This is a genomic window from Saccharopolyspora sp. ASAGF58, assembly GCF_012277335.1.
Classification (GTDB): domain Bacteria; phylum Actinomycetota; class Actinomycetes; order Mycobacteriales; family Pseudonocardiaceae; genus Saccharopolyspora; species Saccharopolyspora hattusasensis.
The window spans coordinates 2,184,025-2,198,299 of sequence record NZ_CP040605.1 but is presented as its reverse complement, the minus strand read 5'-3'; the positions used below and the strand labels follow the sequence as shown (position 1 = coordinate 2,198,299).

Annotated in this window: 16 protein-coding genes; 7 read left to right on the top strand and 9 right to left on the bottom strand. The window is 68.5% G+C overall.

The window, feature by feature from the left end; translation table 11 throughout:
* Positions 1–61: 61 nt before the first annotated feature.
* On the top strand, positions 62–868 hold the full coding sequence (locus tag FDZ84_RS10350; protein WP_246868917.1) for a class I SAM-dependent methyltransferase: 807 nt from the start codon (positions 62–64) through the stop codon (positions 866–868).
* Positions 869–980: 112 nt separating this feature from the next.
* Here FDZ84_RS10350 and FDZ84_RS10345 read toward each other — a convergent pair whose 3' ends face one another.
* The 7 genes from FDZ84_RS10345 to FDZ84_RS10320 form a co-directional block, all read right to left on the bottom strand.
* Positions 981–1,280, bottom strand: coding sequence for a DUF1416 domain-containing protein (locus tag FDZ84_RS10345; RefSeq protein ID WP_168585723.1), 300 nt, complete (start codon positions 1,278–1,280; stop codon positions 981–983).
* Positions 1,281–1,398: 118 nt separating this feature from the next.
* Positions 1,399–2,247 carry a sulfurtransferase gene (locus tag FDZ84_RS10340; RefSeq protein ID WP_168585722.1) on the bottom strand — a complete coding sequence of 283 codons (849 nt, stop codon included), beginning with the start codon at positions 2,245–2,247 and terminating at the stop codon, positions 1,399–1,401.
* Between the two features lie 30 nt (positions 2,248–2,277).
* Complete coding sequence (locus tag FDZ84_RS10335; RefSeq protein WP_168585721.1) at positions 2,278–2,727, bottom strand: DUF4395 domain-containing protein; 450 nt, start codon at positions 2,725–2,727, stop codon at positions 2,278–2,280.
* A 107-nt stretch (positions 2,728–2,834) separates the two neighbouring features.
* Positions 2,835–2,909, bottom strand: a complete 75-nt coding sequence (locus FDZ84_RS40595; RefSeq protein ID WP_350945149.1) for a putative leader peptide — start codon at positions 2,907–2,909, stop codon at positions 2,835–2,837.
* 143 nt (positions 2,910–3,052) lie between these two features.
* Positions 3,053–3,493, bottom strand: a complete 441-nt coding sequence (locus FDZ84_RS10330) for a thioredoxin family protein (protein ID WP_168585720.1) — start codon at positions 3,491–3,493, stop codon at positions 3,053–3,055.
* Positions 3,490–4,293, bottom strand: a complete 804-nt coding sequence (locus FDZ84_RS10325; RefSeq protein WP_168585719.1) for an LmeA family phospholipid-binding protein — start codon at positions 4,291–4,293, stop codon at positions 3,490–3,492. Before FDZ84_RS10325 ends, FDZ84_RS10330 begins: the two co-directional genes overlap by 4 nt.
* A gap of 57 nt (positions 4,294–4,350) precedes the next feature.
* On the bottom strand, positions 4,351–5,109 hold the full coding sequence (locus tag FDZ84_RS10320; RefSeq protein ID WP_168585718.1) for an alpha/beta hydrolase: 759 nt from the start codon (positions 5,107–5,109) through the stop codon (positions 4,351–4,353).
* A 189-nt stretch (positions 5,110–5,298) separates the two neighbouring features.
* Between FDZ84_RS10320 and FDZ84_RS10315 the strand changes: the two genes are divergently transcribed.
* A complete protein-coding gene (locus FDZ84_RS10315) occupies positions 5,299–6,051 on the top strand; it encodes a response regulator transcription factor (RefSeq protein WP_168585717.1) in 753 nt (250 codons plus the stop codon).
* A gap of 296 nt (positions 6,052–6,347) precedes the next feature.
* Here FDZ84_RS10315 and FDZ84_RS10310 read toward each other — a convergent pair whose 3' ends face one another.
* Positions 6,348–7,577, bottom strand: a complete 1,230-nt coding sequence (locus FDZ84_RS10310; protein ID WP_168585716.1) for an APC family permease — start codon at positions 7,575–7,577, stop codon at positions 6,348–6,350.
* Positions 7,578–7,718: 141 nt separating this feature from the next.
* Here FDZ84_RS10310 and mshD point away from each other — a divergent pair, with 141 nt between their 5' ends.
* The 5 genes from mshD to pstB all read left to right on the top strand — a co-directional run bounded on the left by mshD (position 7,719) and on the right by pstB (position 12,827).
* Positions 7,719–8,666: a mycothiol synthase gene (mshD, locus tag FDZ84_RS10305; protein WP_256413749.1), complete on the top strand. Its 948-nt coding sequence runs from the start codon at positions 7,719–7,721 to the stop codon at positions 8,664–8,666.
* A 220-nt stretch (positions 8,667–8,886) separates the two neighbouring features.
* Positions 8,887–10,002, top strand: a complete 1,116-nt coding sequence (pstS, locus tag FDZ84_RS10300) for a phosphate ABC transporter substrate-binding protein PstS (protein WP_168585714.1) — start codon at positions 8,887–8,889, stop codon at positions 10,000–10,002.
* 70 nt (positions 10,003–10,072) lie between these two features.
* A complete protein-coding gene (gene pstC / locus FDZ84_RS10295; RefSeq protein ID WP_168585713.1) occupies positions 10,073–11,128 on the top strand; it encodes a phosphate ABC transporter permease subunit PstC in 1,056 nt (351 codons plus the stop codon).
* Complete coding sequence (gene pstA / locus FDZ84_RS10290; RefSeq protein ID WP_168585712.1) at positions 11,125–12,039, top strand: phosphate ABC transporter permease PstA; 915 nt, start codon at positions 11,125–11,127, stop codon at positions 12,037–12,039. The genes pstC and pstA overlap by 4 nt, the downstream gene beginning before the upstream one ends.
* 11 nt (positions 12,040–12,050) lie before the next feature.
* Positions 12,051–12,827 (top strand): phosphate ABC transporter ATP-binding protein PstB, encoded by a 777-nt coding sequence (pstB, locus tag FDZ84_RS10285; RefSeq protein WP_168585711.1) that lies wholly within the window; start codon positions 12,051–12,053, stop codon positions 12,825–12,827.
* 523 nt (positions 12,828–13,350) lie between these two features.
* Here the strand turns inward: pstB and FDZ84_RS10275 are convergent.
* Positions 13,351–14,208 carry a helix-turn-helix transcriptional regulator gene (locus FDZ84_RS10275; RefSeq protein WP_246868916.1) on the bottom strand — a complete coding sequence of 286 codons (858 nt, stop codon included), beginning with the start codon at positions 14,206–14,208 and terminating at the stop codon, positions 13,351–13,353.
* Positions 14,209–14,275 lie beyond the last annotated feature (67 nt).

The window sequence follows — 14,275 nt, the reverse complement described above, 5'->3', positions numbered from 1 at the left end:
CGATAAGTTCCACGCGGAAAGGATAACCACCGCGACGCCCGCGCGGAGTGTGGCGTCGGGCATGATCTGCGGCGGGTACCGCGCCGAACTGCGCCGAACCGATAGCAGGGACGGGGATCACATGGACTTCGAGACGTTGCGCGAGCGCGCGCTGACCTTCCGCGAGGACCTGCTGGCGCGCAAGGGCAAGATCGCGCCGGCCGACTTCTGTTGGTACCCGTACGACACGATGGCGAACATCTTCCACCTGGACGCGCTGCTGACCGGCGAGCAGCGGTCGGTGTTCGACCGGATCGCGGGCACCCGCGTCGCGGACATCGGCGCGGCCGACGGCGACTTCGGGTTCTTCCTGGAGGCCGAGCTGGGCTGCCAGGTGGACGTGATCGACAACGGCCCGACGAACTTCAACGGGCTGCGCGGCGCGCGGCGGCTCGTCGAGGAACTGGGCTCCGGCGTGCAGGTGCACGAGATCGACCTGGACTCGCAGTTCCGGATGCCCGCCGAGCGCTACGGCGCGGTGTTCTTCCTCGGGCTGCTCTACCACCTGAAGAACCCGTTCTTCGTGCTGGAGCAGCTGGCCAAGCACGCCGACCTGTGCTTCGTGTCGACCCGGATCGCGCAGGTCGCGCCGGACGGCACCCGGATCCAGCAGCAGCCGGTGGCGTACCTGCTGGACCCGGCTGAGGCCAACAACGACGCGACGAACTTCTGGATCTTCAGCGAGACGGGCCTGCGGCGGCTGTTCGACCGCACCGGCTGGGAGGTCGTGGACTTCACGACGGTCGGCTGCCGGGAGGATTCCGACCCGCGCTCCCAGGACCGCGACGAGCGGGCCTTCGCTCTCCTCCGCGCCAAGACCACCAGCTGACCGAAGCGGTCCCGATCACGCGGAAGCGCGAAGGGCACCTCTGAGCGAGCAAGTCGCCTCTTCAGCGAGCAATCGCCCAGAGGTGCCCTTCACCTCGGAAAATCCAGTTTGGTCAGGCGACCGCGATGTCCACCGCGTGGACGCCTGGGCCGGAAGTGGTGACGTCTGCCTGGCCCTTGCCATCGCGGTGAAGGGCTCGGACCGTCCAGGCGCCGGGGGCGGCGTAGAAGGTGAAGCCACCCTCCGGGGAGGACACGACCTCCGCGGTGAACTCGCCGGAGGAGTCCAGCAGGCGGACGAAAGCCCCGCCGACCGGCTGGTCTCCGGCACGTACCTTGCCCGTCACGACGACCTGGTCGGTGTCCTCGGCGACCGCCGTGCCCGACTGCTGCGGCGCTCCGCATCCGCTCATGCTCAACGCTCCTCGATCTCGTTCTTCGGTCCCTGCAACTGCGGTTCGGTTCCCGTGAGCGTTTTCGGGCGCTAGAGCACCGAAAACCGCTCACGGGCCCCGACCGGCACCGGGTTCGTCAGTTCTTGGCCTCTTCGGCCGGGTTCGCGATCGGGACGCCGACCAGCGAGCCGTACTCGGTCCACGATCCGTCGTAGTTCTTGACGTTGGTGTTGCCCAGCAGTTCGCGGAGCACGAACCAGGTGTGCGAGGAACGCTCGCCGATACGGCAGTAGGCGATGGTTTCCTTCGCCGTGTCGAGACCGGCTTCCCCGTAGATCTCCGCGAGTTCGTCGTCGGACTTGAAGGTGCCGTCCTCGTTCGCGGCCTTGCTCCACGGCACGTTGATCGCCGACGGGATGTGGCCGGCGCGCTGCGCCGACTCCTGCGGCAGGTGCGCCGGGGCCAGGAGCTTGCCCGCGAACTCGTCGGGCGAGCGGACGTCGACCAGGTTCTTGTTGCCGATCGCGTCCACGACCTCGTCCCGGAACGCCCGGATCGAGGTGTCCGGCTCCTGAGCCTGGTAGGTGGTGGCAGTCTTGTTCGGCTCGTCCTTGGTGAGCTCGCGGCCGTCGAGCTCCCACTTCTTGCGGCCGCCGTCGAGCAGCTTGACGTCGCCGTGCCCGTACAGCTTGAAGTACCAGTAGGCGTACGCGGCGAACCAGTTGTTGTTGCCGCCGTACAGGATCACCGTGTCGTCGTTGCTGATCCCCTTGGCGGACAGCAGCTTCTCGAAGCCCTCGCGGTTGACGAAGTCGCGGCGGACGTGGTCCTGGAGCTCGTTCTTCCAGTCCAGCTTGATGGCGCCCGGGATGTGCCCGCCGTCGTAGGCGGTGGTGTCCTCGTCCACCTCGGCGAACACCACGCCAGCGGTGTTCAGGTTCTGTTCGGCCCACTCGGTGGAAACCAGGACCTCTGCGCGGCTCATCGAGCGACTCCTTCGTTGATCTTCGGTGGTTCAGCAGGTGTCTGCCGTGGACGCTCCGACAGGGGCGGCGCGCCGGAGCAACAGGTACATCTGGCAGCCGAGGCAGTATCCGAACACCGCGTTGAGCAGCGCCGCCACTAGGGCGAACGTGTTCGCGACTATGCCCAGGGCGGTCCACTCCGCGGCGTAGCCGACGGTGGCCACCAGGGCGAAGGCGAAACCGACGCCCTGGGAGAACCGGACCGGTGCCGGATCTTCCCACTCGGCCCGGTCGATCGGCGCGAGGCGCGGTTGCACTGCCTGCCGGTACACGAAACCCCACGGGTTGAGCCGCATTCCGATGAATGCGCACATCCCGAACAACACCAGCTGCGTGGCGAGCACCCGCCAGCTGGTGGTGACCAGCCCGAGCGCGAGGATCGCGCTGGTCATCGCGGCGGTGAAGCGGACACCGCGCGGGTCGAGTGTTGCGGCAGACATGGGACCTCCTGACTAGTGGACTTCGACTGCCGAGTCCGTCAGGCGGGTTCGGACGCACCCAGACCGGGGCATGAGCCGCGCAAGGTGCAAGACGTACTACCGCCCGGTCAGTGCCCGCAACACAGGCTGCTACCCACGCGGCAAAGATCCACCGCGCGCCTCCGGGTCAGCAGTACATGCACGGCTGGGAGGTTACCGGCTAGACCGATCGGCGGGAAGGTTGTTCACTAGGTGAGACGCCGGTCGGGGTGCAGGTGGTGCGAACGGACTGCTCACCTCCCCTATCCGCCTCTATCCGCGTGAACGGTCCGTTCGCCCCGAACCCTCATGCCAGGTGCGGTTGGAGGGCGGTGGCGAGTTCATCGCGGCGCGGGACGCCGCCGACGCGGAACAGCTCCCGGCCCGCGCCGTCCAGCACGAGCGTCGTCGGGGTGCGGTGCACCCGCAGCGGCGTCGACCACTCCGGGTGATCCGTGAGGTCGACCTCCACGTGGCGCACGCCGTCGGTGCGCTGGACAAAGTCGGCCAGCAGGATGCGGGTGTGCCGGCACGGCGCGCAGAAGGTCGTCGACAGCTGCAGCAGCGTCACCTTCGCGTCGTCGTCCGGGGCGTCGGCGAGCCGCTGGCGCAGGCCCTCGGGAAGTTTGTCCAACACGTTCCGCTCCCCGGTCTTCGCACGTACCTTGCCCTCCCGGGCCTGCCACACCACGCCGAAGACCAAGGCGACGACGACGGCGATCAACAGTGCCCAGGTGCCCGCGTTCACCCGGTGCTCACCCCGCTGGAGCTGACGGTCACGTTTTCGGCGGTCCCCTCGACGACCAGCGCGCCCCGCTCGACGCGCACCGCGGTCGGGTTGATCTCGAACGGCAGCGCGCCGGGGTCGAGGGCGGTGCTGAACTGTTTGAGCACCGACTGCTCGAACAGCTTCGGCAGCTCGATCCGGCCCAGCGCGCTGTTGTTCAGGTCCAGCTTCCGCGGCTCGATCTGCATCTTGCCGTTGACCAGCGACAACACCGCGATCACCCGCACCTTGTTGTCGGAGCCGGCGATGTTCACGGTGCCGTCCAGCTGAACCACGGCCTTGGTGTCGTCGGTGCCCGCGGTGAGCTGCTCGTCCGCGCTGCTGACGTTGCCGTCATCGTCGGCCAGCGCGTCCTTCTGCGCGGGCTCGATCGTCAGATCCTGGATGCCGATCAGCCGGGCGATGTCGGAGGCCTTCAGCTTCACCCGGGCGACCAGCTGGTCGACGGTGAAGTGGTCAGCCGTCCCGGACAGCACGTCGGCGGTGGACACCCGGGCGCCGTGCAGGTCCGCTTCGATGCCGACCTCGTTGAGCTTCCCGACCTGCACGGCGTTGGCCGCCAGCTGCACGTCGCGGTAGTTCCCGGCGATGGCCTGGGTGAGGAACGGGAAGCCGTTGATCCGCACGTCGGGGTTCTCGCGCAGCTTGAGCTGCTCGGCGACCTTCTTCGACACCTGGTACTCGGCGATCGCTGCGGCGCCGAAGTCGGCACCCACCAGGAGGCCGACGGTGATCACGAGGGCGATGGCGAGCTTCTTCACCGAGCGGTCCGTTCTGGTCGGGGCAGGGCAGGATGGCCGGCGGTTATCCGCGGAGCGCTAGCGACCACCACGATCGGGTTGCCCCACTGTATCGGCAGCCCACCCGGCGATGCGGTCCACCAGTTCGGGGCTGGTCGCGCTCTCGGCGTGTCGCATGCCCGGTTCCAGCCACAACGCGCCCCCGCCTGCCTCGCTGAGCGCGACTGCGTCGGCCACCGGGAAATAGTGATCCTCGTCACCGTGCACGATCAGCAGTGGAACCTGGATGCGCGGAACCAGCTCGATCGGCGAGACCGGCACGTCCGGCCACGGCGGGGCGAGGCGGACGCCGAGCAGCCGGGCGCTCCACCTGCCGTGCGGCTGCTCGAGCAGCCAGTGCACCCTGCGCATCGCGGGCGTGTCGCGGACCCACCAGCGCGCCGGGCTGCTCACCGAGATCACCGCGTCCGGCGGTGCGGACAGTGCCGCGTGGCGGAGCACCACCGAGCCGCCCAGCGAGAACCCGACGGTGACGATCTTGCGGCAGCCGAGCTCGCGGAGGCGCTCGACGGCCGCGGCGATGTCCAACGCCTCCGCCGGGCCGACGGTGGTGCGGCCACCGGAACGGCCGTGGCCGCGGAAGTCGACCGCGAGCACCGGGGCGTGAGCGGCCAGCCGCTCCAGCACCCGCCGCACGTAAGGCTTGCGGACGTGATTGGTGAAGCCGTGGCCCACGACGAAACCGAGGTCTGCGGGGAGCCCCGGGCCGGGGTAGAGCAGCCCGCGCAGCGGCGTGCCGTCGGCGGCGGCGAGTGCGACCCGGCGCACGTGACACATGCCCGTAACAAATGGTCGCCTGCCGTTCATAAATGTGATGCCGCCGGTTGGACCTGGGTTTTTCCGCCGCATTTCGGTTATTCTCCTTGCCATCCACAGGCAACGACGCCGAGTCATCCGCTTCCGTGCGGATGGCCACTCTCCCACCGGTCGTCGGTGTTTCTAGCCTTGGGAACGGAGGCCCTTCAGATGAGCTCCGAGCTGCTGCTGCTGACCAGCGAAGAAGACTGCGAGGCGGTGTTGCCCTCGCTGGCCCTGCTGCCGCACCGGGTCCGCACCCTGCCCGCCGACCCCGGCGCGCTCCTCTCCGGCGGCGCGCACGACGTGATCGTCGTCGACGCCCGCAACGACCTGGCCGGTGCGCGCGACCTGTGCCGCTTGCTGGCGGCCGGGGACGTGCCGGTGGTCGCGCTGGTCAACGAGGGCGGGCTGGTCACGATCAGCGCCGAGTGGGGGGTCGACGACATCCTGCTGCCGACCACCGGACCGGCCGAGATCGACGCCCGCCTGCGGCTGCTGGTCTCGCGCCGTAACAGCTCCGGTACCAGCGGCGACGGTTCGCTGCGCGTCGGTGACCTGGTGATCGAGGAAGCGACCTACACCGCGAGGCTGAAGGGGCGGGCACTGGAGCTCACCTACAAGGAGTTCGAGCTGCTCAAGTACCTCGCTCAGCACGCGGGTCGGGTGTTCACCCGGGCCCAGCTGCTGCAGGAGGTGTGGGGTTACGACTTCTTCGGCGGCACCCGCACCGTCGACGTCCACGTGCGGCGGCTGCGCGCGAAGCTCGGCCCGGAGCACGACTCGATGATCGGCACGGTCCGCAACGTCGGCTACAAGTTCGTCCGCCCGAACCGCCACGGAGGCCGGGTGGCCGCGGAGCAGGCCGAGCTGGAGGGGGCGGAGTTCGAGGCCGCCGAATACGAGACGGCCGACGCGTACTGATCCACCCGCGAGGCACCTCAGGCCACCCCGGCCGGAGGTGCCTTTGCGCCTTTCGGGAGATTCCCGGCGAATTGTTGATCTTCGTCTGAAGTGAGAGTTTTTCCGATCTTGCCCGGAAAATTGGCGAACGATCTTCGTGTCGGACTCCCGATTCGGGTGAATTCGGGACTCATCCGGGATCTTCACCGTCCAGGGCGCGATTTCGCGAGAAATCGACGTTCACCCGGGTGACGGTCAATTTCTCGCGAAATTGCGCCGGCCCCGGGTGACGGTGCCGGGCGTCGATGATCGCAGCGTCAAGGCCTGGAGCGGTGGCGCCAGGCCCAGACGGCGGCGCCGATGGCGAAGCACGCGATGCCGCTGAGCACCGCGGTCCAGGGCAGCGCGAACGCGAGGACCACGCAACCGACGAACCCGAGCACCGGCAGCGCGCGCGGGAACCAGCGCTGGTCGCGGGGCAGGGTGAACGCCGAGGCGTTGGCGATCGCGTAGTACACCAGCACCCCGAACGACGAGAACCCGATCGCGCCCCGCAGATCCGTGACGAGCACCAGGACAACGACCGCCACGATGACCACCAGCTCCGCGCGGTGCGGAGTCGCGAAGCGCGGATGTACCGCCGCCAACGGGGCCGGCAGATCGCGCTCCCGGGCCATCGCCAACGCCGTCCGGCCCACGCCGGCGAGCAGCGCGAGCAACGCGCCCAGCGCAGCAACGCCGGCACCGAACACCGCAACCGGCGCCAGCTGCGACAACCCGCCGGCCCGGACCGCATCGGCCAGCGGAGCCGACGACGCCGCGAGGCCCGCCGGGCCGAGCGCCACCAGCAGCGAGACGGCCACCACGACGTAGAGGCACACCACGATCCCGAGCGCAATCGGGATCGCGCGGGGGATCGTGCGCTGCGGGTCGCGGACTTCTTCGCCGAGCGTCGCGATGCGGGCGTAGCCCGCGAACGCGAAGAACAGCAGCCCGGCGGACTGCAGGACGCCCAGCGGCGCAGGCGGCGGGGACGCCGAGGCGGCGGCCGAGGCACCACCGAGCCACACCGCGAGCAGCGTGCACGCGAGCGCCGCGAGCGTCAGCGCGAGCAGGATGCGAGCGAGCTTGGCGGTGCGGGTGACGCCGACGTAGTTCACCGCGCCCAGAGCCACGGCGACCACCCCGGCGACGGGCTTGGGGGCGGCGGGGGCGAGGTACTCCGCGGCGGTCAGGGCCATCGCCGCGCACGAGGCCGTTTTTCCGAGCACGAAGCCCCAGCCCGCGAGGTAGCCCCAGAACGGACCGAGGCGTTCGCGGCCGTAGACGTAGGTGCCGCCCGCCGCCGGGTACTTCGCCGCGAGCGCCGCAGAGCTGCTTGCGTTGCAGAAGGCGATGATCGCTGCGACGCCCAGGCCGATGATCAGCGCCGGTCCGGCCGCCTCGGCGGCCGGGGCGAAGGCGCTGAACAGGCCCGCTCCGATCATGGCGGAGAGGCCGATCACCACCGCGTCGGCGGTGGTCAGCCGTCGGCGAAGTTCAGTCACGCGTTGCTCCTGAAGATGTCCGCTGTCGAAGCCCACGTGCGCAACCGGCGCTCCCGGTGCCAAGGACGGGGTTCGAGGACAAGTCTTAGCGTTCCGTTCGCGTCAACCGCAAGGTTCGTGGGTAACGTCGAGGGCGTGCAGCTGACTTGGCGAAATGGACTGGACAGCAGTGAAGCGGCCGAGGTCATGGCCCTGCTCGACAAGACCGAGCAGGCCGACGGGGTGGCCCCGGTCGGCGAGCACGTGATCTTGCGGCTGAAGGCGCACCGGGACGTCGTCCACCAGATCGAGCCGGTGCAGGCCGACGTGCGTTCCGAGCACTTCGTGGTGCGCGACGCCGGCAGCATCCTCATCGGATACGCGCACCTGGACACCGAGCACGAGAAAACCGCCGGGCAGCTCGTCGCCGAGCTGGCGGTGCACCCTGACCACCGCCGCAAGGGGGCCGGCGCCCGCCTGGTCGAGGCGCTGCTGGACCGCGCCGAGCTCTCCCCGGAACCCGCGCCCGACCTGGGCCGCCTGCGGATCTGGTCGCACGGCGAGCACCCGGGCGCGGTGCGACTCGCCGAGCGCTACGGCCTCAGCCGCCCCCGCGAGCTGTGGCGGATGGGGCGGGAGCTCGCCGAGCCGGAGCTGCCCGAGGTGGCGACCGCCGAAGGCGTGTGGATCCGCACCTTCCGGCCTGGCCGCGACGAGGCCGCCGTGGTCGAGGTCAACCACCGGGCCTTCTCCTGGCATCCGGAGCAGGGCGCCATGACCGAGCAGGACCTGCGCGCCAAGGAGCGCGAGGAGTGGTTCGACCCCGCCGGGTTCCTCCTCGCCGTGAACAGCGACGACGAGCTGCTGGGCTTCCACTGGACCAAGGTCCACCCGGGCGGCATGGGCGAGGTCTACGTCGTCGGCGTCGACCCCGATGCGCAGGGCGGAGGATTGGGTCGATCACTCACGGTGGCCGGGTTGCGCCATCTCAGCGACACTGGTTGTCACCAGGTGATGCTTTACGTCGAGGGTGACAACGCGCCCGCCATCAGGGTCTACCAGCGGTTGGGATTCGAGAAATGGGACACGGACGTGCAATTTGGGCGCTGACCAAATGTAGTCGTGACTCACCAGATCACCTAGGAACCGGGCCAGTCTTCCCCTGTCGGAATGTGGTCCTGCTTACTTAGCGTGCCTTGTTCACCTGTCGTTCACTTCGATGGCGGCGATCGTCCACCCCGACTCCTTAGCGTCCCTGTCGAGCGGCAACAGCACGGGCCCGCGCGGGGCTCGGCCGCGCAACCGCAGGGTTTCCAACTGGAGGAACGAAGTGAAGATCAAGCGGCACAGCGCTGCATTCGCCGTTCTCGCCGCGGGCGCGCTCGTGCTCGCCGGCTGCGGCTCCGACCAGAACGCCCCCCAGGGCGGCGGCAACCCCGCCCTCGGCGGTGTCCAGGTCGATTGCGGCACCAAGCCGGTCTCCGCGGAAGGCTCCTCGGCCCAGAAGAACGCGATGGACGTCTTCGCCCGCGACTACGGCCTGAAGTGCCAGGGCCAGCAGCTCAACTACACGAAGTCCGGCTCCGGCAAGGGCGTCGCCGCCTTCACCGCCGGCCAGATCGACTTCGGTGGTTCGGACTCGCCGCTGAGCGAAGAGAAGGGCGAGGTCGCCAAGGCCGCCGAGCGTTGCCAGGGCAACCCGGCCTGGAACCTGCCGATGGTCTTCGGCCCGGTCGCGATCTCCTACAACCTGCCCGGCGTCACCGACCTGACGCTCAACGCCGGCGTGATCGGCAAGATCTACCAGGGCCAGATCAAGAAGTGGGACGACCCGGCGATCAAGGCGCTGAACCCGAACGCGCAGCTGCCCGCTAAGGACATCGTGCCGTTCTTCCGCTCCGACGAGTCGGGCACCACCGAGAACTTCCAGAAATACCTGACCACCGCCACCGGCGGCGCCTGGACCGGCAAGGGCAAGCAGTTCCAGGGCGGGGCGGGCGTCGGCCAGGGCCGCGACGGCAGCGACCAGGTCGCGCAGTCGGTGAAGGCCACCGAGGGCAGCATCACCTACGTCGAGTGGTCCTTCCCGAAGAACCTCGGCCTGGGCATCGCCAAGATCGACAGCGGCGCCGGCCCGGTCGAGCTGACCACCGCCAACGTCGGCAAGGCCATCGAGAACGCCGAGATCAAGGGCGAGGGCAACGACCTGCGCGTAAACCTCGACTCGATCTACGGCAACAAGGCCCCGGGTGTCTACCCGATCGTCCTGAACACCTACGAGATCGTCTGCTCCAAGGGCTACGACGCGGAGACCGCGAAGGCCGTCAAGGCGTTCCTGACCGTCGCCGCCAACGCCAACCCGCAGGAGCTGGAGAAGGCCGGTTACGTCCCGCTGCCGGAGTCCTTCAAGAGCAAGGTCCTGACTGCCGTCAACGCCATCTCGTGAGTAACCCGGTTCGCACCTAACCAGGGCGAACCAAGAGTCGAACGGACGAAGTGAGAGGCTGCAAACAGCAGTGACCGACTCGACGAGAGCCGATCTGCGCCCCGCGGACACCGAACCCGGTGCCCCGCGGGGCGCTTCGGCGCCCAGTTCCGGACCGGAGGCTCCCATTTCCGCTCCCGATACCTTCGCGGGCAAGAAGGTCCGCATCGGCGACCGGGTCTTCTCCTCGGTCGCGACCGCCTCCGGCGCCTTCGTGGTCGCACTCATCGCCGCCATCGGCGTGTTCCTGCTGATCCGTGCCGTCCCGGCGCTGCAGGTCAACCAGGTGAACTTCCTGTTCAGCCGGGAGTGGAACACCGCGAACCCGAGCCACCTGAGCTTCGGCATCATCGACCTGGCCTGGATCACGGTGGCCAGCTCGGTCGTCGCACTGGTCATCGCGATGCCGGTGGCCTGCGGTATCGCGCTGTTCCTCACCCAGTACGCGTCGCGCACCCTGGCCCGCCCGTTCGCCTACATCGTCGACCTGCTGGCCGCGGTGCCGTCGGTGATCTACGGCCTGTGGGGCTACCTGGTGCTGGGGCCGGTGCTCAAGCCGGTCGCGGTGTGGCTGAACGAGAACCTCGGCTGGATCCCGGTCTTCGCCAACGGCAACGCGCCAACCGACTCCGGCGCCAACGTCTTCACCGCCGGCATCGTGCTGGCCGTGATGATCCTCCCGACCATCACCGGGGTGAGCCGCGAAGTGTTCTCGCGGACCCCCACCATGCAGATCGAGGGCGCCCTGGCGCTCGGCGCCACCCAGTGGGAAGTGGTGCGCACGACGGTGTTCCCGTTCGGCCGCAACGGCTTTATCGGCGGTTCCATGCTCGGTCTGGGGCGCGCGCTCGGCGAAACCGTCGCGCTGACGATCATCCTGAGCATGAGCACCGCCCCGCCGAACTACAGCGTCTTCGACGCCGGTGCCACCTTCGCCTCCAAGATCGCGCTCGGCTCCGGGGAGTTCAACAACAACCTGCAGGTCGGCGCCTACATCTCGGCTGGCTTGGTGCTGTTCGTCATCACCTTCGCGGTGAACGCGATCGCCCGCTGGATCGAGAGCACCAGCGGTAAGGGGAAAGCATGAGGACCGACACCGCTGACGTGGAGCAGCTCGCCACCCCACCGGCGTTCCAGCGGATCAGCTTCGGGCGGAAGTTCAAGAACAACCTGGCCACCACGCTGTTCGCCGCGGCGTTCGTGATCGCGGTGGTCCCGCTGCTGTGGGTGCTGTGGACGCTGCTGGAGCGGGGCCTCAAGCCGCTGCTCAGCGTCGACTGGTGGACGCACTCCTTCAACGGGCTGCTGCCCAACGATTTCGGCGGCGGCGTCTACCACGCCCTGACAGGCACCCTGCTGCAGGGACTGGTGTGCGCGGTCATCGCGGTGCCGCTGGGCATCATGGTCGGCGTCTACCTGATCGAGTACGGCCGGGAGTCCCGGCTCGCCCGGATCGCCACCTTCATGGTCGACATCCTCAGCGGGTTGCCGTCGATCGTGGCCGGCCTGTTCATCTACGCGCTGTGGATCACCACCTTCGGCTTCAGCCGCAGCGGCTTCGCGGTGGCGTTGGCGCTGATGCTGCTGATGCTGCCGGTGGTCGTGCGGGTCACCGAGACGATGCTGCTGATCGTGCCGGATGAGCTGCGCGAGGCGTCCTACGCGCTCGGGGTGCCCAAGTGGAAGACCATCGTGCGCATCGTGCTGCCGACCGCGCTGTCCGGCATCCTCACCGGCGTGATGCTAGGTCTCGCCCGCGTGCTGGGCGAGACCGCGCCGCTGCTGATCCTGGTGGGTTACTCCAGCTCCATCAGCTTCAACCTCTTCGGCGGCGAGATGGCGTCGCTGCCGCTGGCGATCTACATGGAGCGCAGCACCGGAACCGTGGCCGGTGACTACCGGATGTGGGGCGCCGCGCTGACCCTCGTGCTCGTCATCATGCTGATCAACCTTGTCGCGTCGCTGCTGTCCAAGCTGTTCGCGATCAAGACCAAGTAGGGACCGAACCTATGGCCAAGCGTCTCGACATCAAGGACCTGAACCTGTTCTACGGCAAGTTCCACGCCGTGCAGGACGTGACCCTGCAGGTCCCAGCCCGAAGCGTCACCGCGTTCATCGGCCCGTCCGGTTGCGGCAAGTCGACAGTGTTGCGCTCGCTGAACCGCATGCACGAGGTCATCCCGGGCTCGCGGGTCGAGGGCAAGGTGCTGCTCGACGGCGAGGACGTCTACGCCGGCGACGTGGACCCGGTGCAGGTCCGCAAGACCATCGGCATGGTCTTCCAGCGGGCCAACCCGTTCCCGACGATGTCCATCCGGGACAACGTGGTGGCCGGGCTGAAGCTGGCGGGCGAGAAGAACAAGAAGAAGCTCGACGACATCGCCGAGCGGGCGCTGCGAGGCGCGAACCTGTGGGACGAGGTCAAGGACCGGCTCGGCAAGCCCGGCGGCGGCCTCTCCGGCGGTCAGCAGCAGCGCCTGTGCATCGCGCGGGCGATCGCGGTGCGCCCGGACGTGCTGCTGATGGACGAGCCGTGCTCGGCGCTGGACCCGATCTCGACGCTGGCGATCGAGGACCTGATCTCGCAGCTGAAGCAGGACTACACGATCGTCATCGTCACCCACAACATGCAGCAGGCGGCGCGGGTGAGCGACCAGACGGCGTTCTTCAACCTGCGCGCGGTCGGCGAGCCGGGCCAGCTGGTGGAGATCGACGAGACGGGCAAGATCTTCTCCAACCCGACCCAGAAGGCGACGGAGGACTACATCTCCGGCCGCTTCGGCTGATCGTTCGAAGCGTGCAGGGCCCCTTTCGCCGAATTGGCCGGAAGGGGCCCTGCACCTGTTTCTGCCGCTCCTCCGCCGACGGGCACGTGAAGCGAACGGCCTGCGAAGCCGACCAAGGAAGTGATTCTGCGGCTCAGCGAACACCTGGACGTTCCGCTGCGGCAGCGCAACAGCCTCCTGCTCGCCGCCGGGTACGCGTTGGTGCCGCTGCGCTTCCGCCACGGCGACCGGGAACTGTCGTTCTTCAGCATGACGGCGGTATCGGCACCCCGCTGGATGTCACGGTCGCGGAACCGGCCATCGATGTGTCGGCAAGCGACACATCGAATCCTTCTTCCCCGCAGACCAGACCACAGTGGACTGCGTCCGCACCCGCACACCGTTTCCGGACGAACCATCCACAGGTTCCGCCGACTTGTCCACAGGGGACTTCAATTTCAATGGAAATCGGACCTTCGATTTCCATTGAAATTGCGGACCTACGGCCGGCCTACGGCGGACCTACGCCGGGGATTCGCCGGACCTACGCCGGGGATTCGTCGGCGATGGCGGAGGTGAAGGCGCTGGAGTCCTTGGGGTTCAGGGCCCGGGTACAGACCTCTTCGAAGGACTTGAGGTAGTCCGCCGTGTCCTCGGCCTTGTCCAGGAACCGGGAGTTCGCCGAGTCGCCCAGGTGCACGACCTGCGGGTCGGCGTCGTCCGGGAACGAGAACACCGCGATCCGGTCGCCCATCAGCGGGTGCCCGCCGCTGAGGAACGGCAGCACCTGGATGGTCACGTTGCGCCGGTAGCCCAGCAGCACCAGGTGCTCAAGCTGCTGGCGCATCACCCCTGGGCCGCCGACCGCGCGCCGCAGCGCGGACTCGTCGAGCACCGCCCACAGCTCCAGCGGGTTCTCCCCGAGCAGCCGCTGCTGCCGGGTGGAGATCACCATCAGCCGCTCCTGCAGCTCGTCCGGGTCGTAGACCTGCGCGCCCGCGGTCAGCAGCGCCCGGCTGTACTCGGCGGTCTGCAGCAGCTCCGGCAGCGGATCCGCGCCGTAGCAGCTCACCGCCTTCGCCGAGGTCTCCAGGCCGAGGTAGGTCTGCAGGCCGGGCCGCTGCGCGGTGCTCGGGTACTGCTGCCACCAGCCGCGCTGCTTGGAATCTTGCGCGAGGTCCACCAGCGCCGAGAGCTGGTCGCTGGTGGCGCCGTAGAACTCGGCCATCAACCGCACGTCGGAGGTGCGCACCGGCACCCGGCCGAGTTCGATCTGGCTGATCTTGCCCTGGGAGCAGTCCAGGTGGGCGGCGACTTCGCGGTGCGTGCGGCCCGCGGATTCGCGCAGCCGCCGCAACTCGCTGCCCAGCCGCCGTCGATGCACGGTAGGACTCTTACGCACCGCACACCCCGCCGGACGCGGTTCGGAACCTTCTCACCCGAACGAGGATCGCACACGATGATCGCAA

Excerpts from the sequence above, each read along its gene's own strand:
- FDZ84_RS10320 (WP_168585718.1), bottom strand. The coding sequence starts at position 5,109 with ATGTGTCACGTGCGCCGGGTCGCACTCGCCGCCGCCGACGGCACGCCG.
- FDZ84_RS10340 (WP_168585722.1), bottom strand. The coding sequence starts at position 2,247 with ATGAGCCGCGCAGAGGTCCTGGTTTCCACCGAGTGGGCCGAACAGAAC.
- pstA (WP_168585712.1), top strand. The coding sequence starts at position 11,125 with ATGAGGACCGACACCGCTGACGTGGAGCAGCTCGCCACCCCACCGGCG.
- FDZ84_RS10335 (WP_168585721.1), bottom strand. The coding sequence starts at position 2,727 with ATGTCTGCCGCAACACTCGACCCGCGCGGTGTCCGCTTCACCGCCGCG.
- FDZ84_RS10315 (WP_168585717.1), top strand. The coding sequence starts at position 5,299 with ATGAGCTCCGAGCTGCTGCTGCTGACCAGCGAAGAAGACTGCGAGGCG.
- FDZ84_RS10345 (WP_168585723.1), bottom strand. The coding sequence starts at position 1,280 with ATGAGCGGATGCGGAGCGCCGCAGCAGTCGGGCACGGCGGTCGCCGAG.
- pstB (WP_168585711.1), top strand. The coding sequence starts at position 12,051 with ATGGCCAAGCGTCTCGACATCAAGGACCTGAACCTGTTCTACGGCAAG.
- FDZ84_RS10350 (WP_246868917.1), top strand. The coding sequence starts at position 62 with ATGATCTGCGGCGGGTACCGCGCCGAACTGCGCCGAACCGATAGCAGG.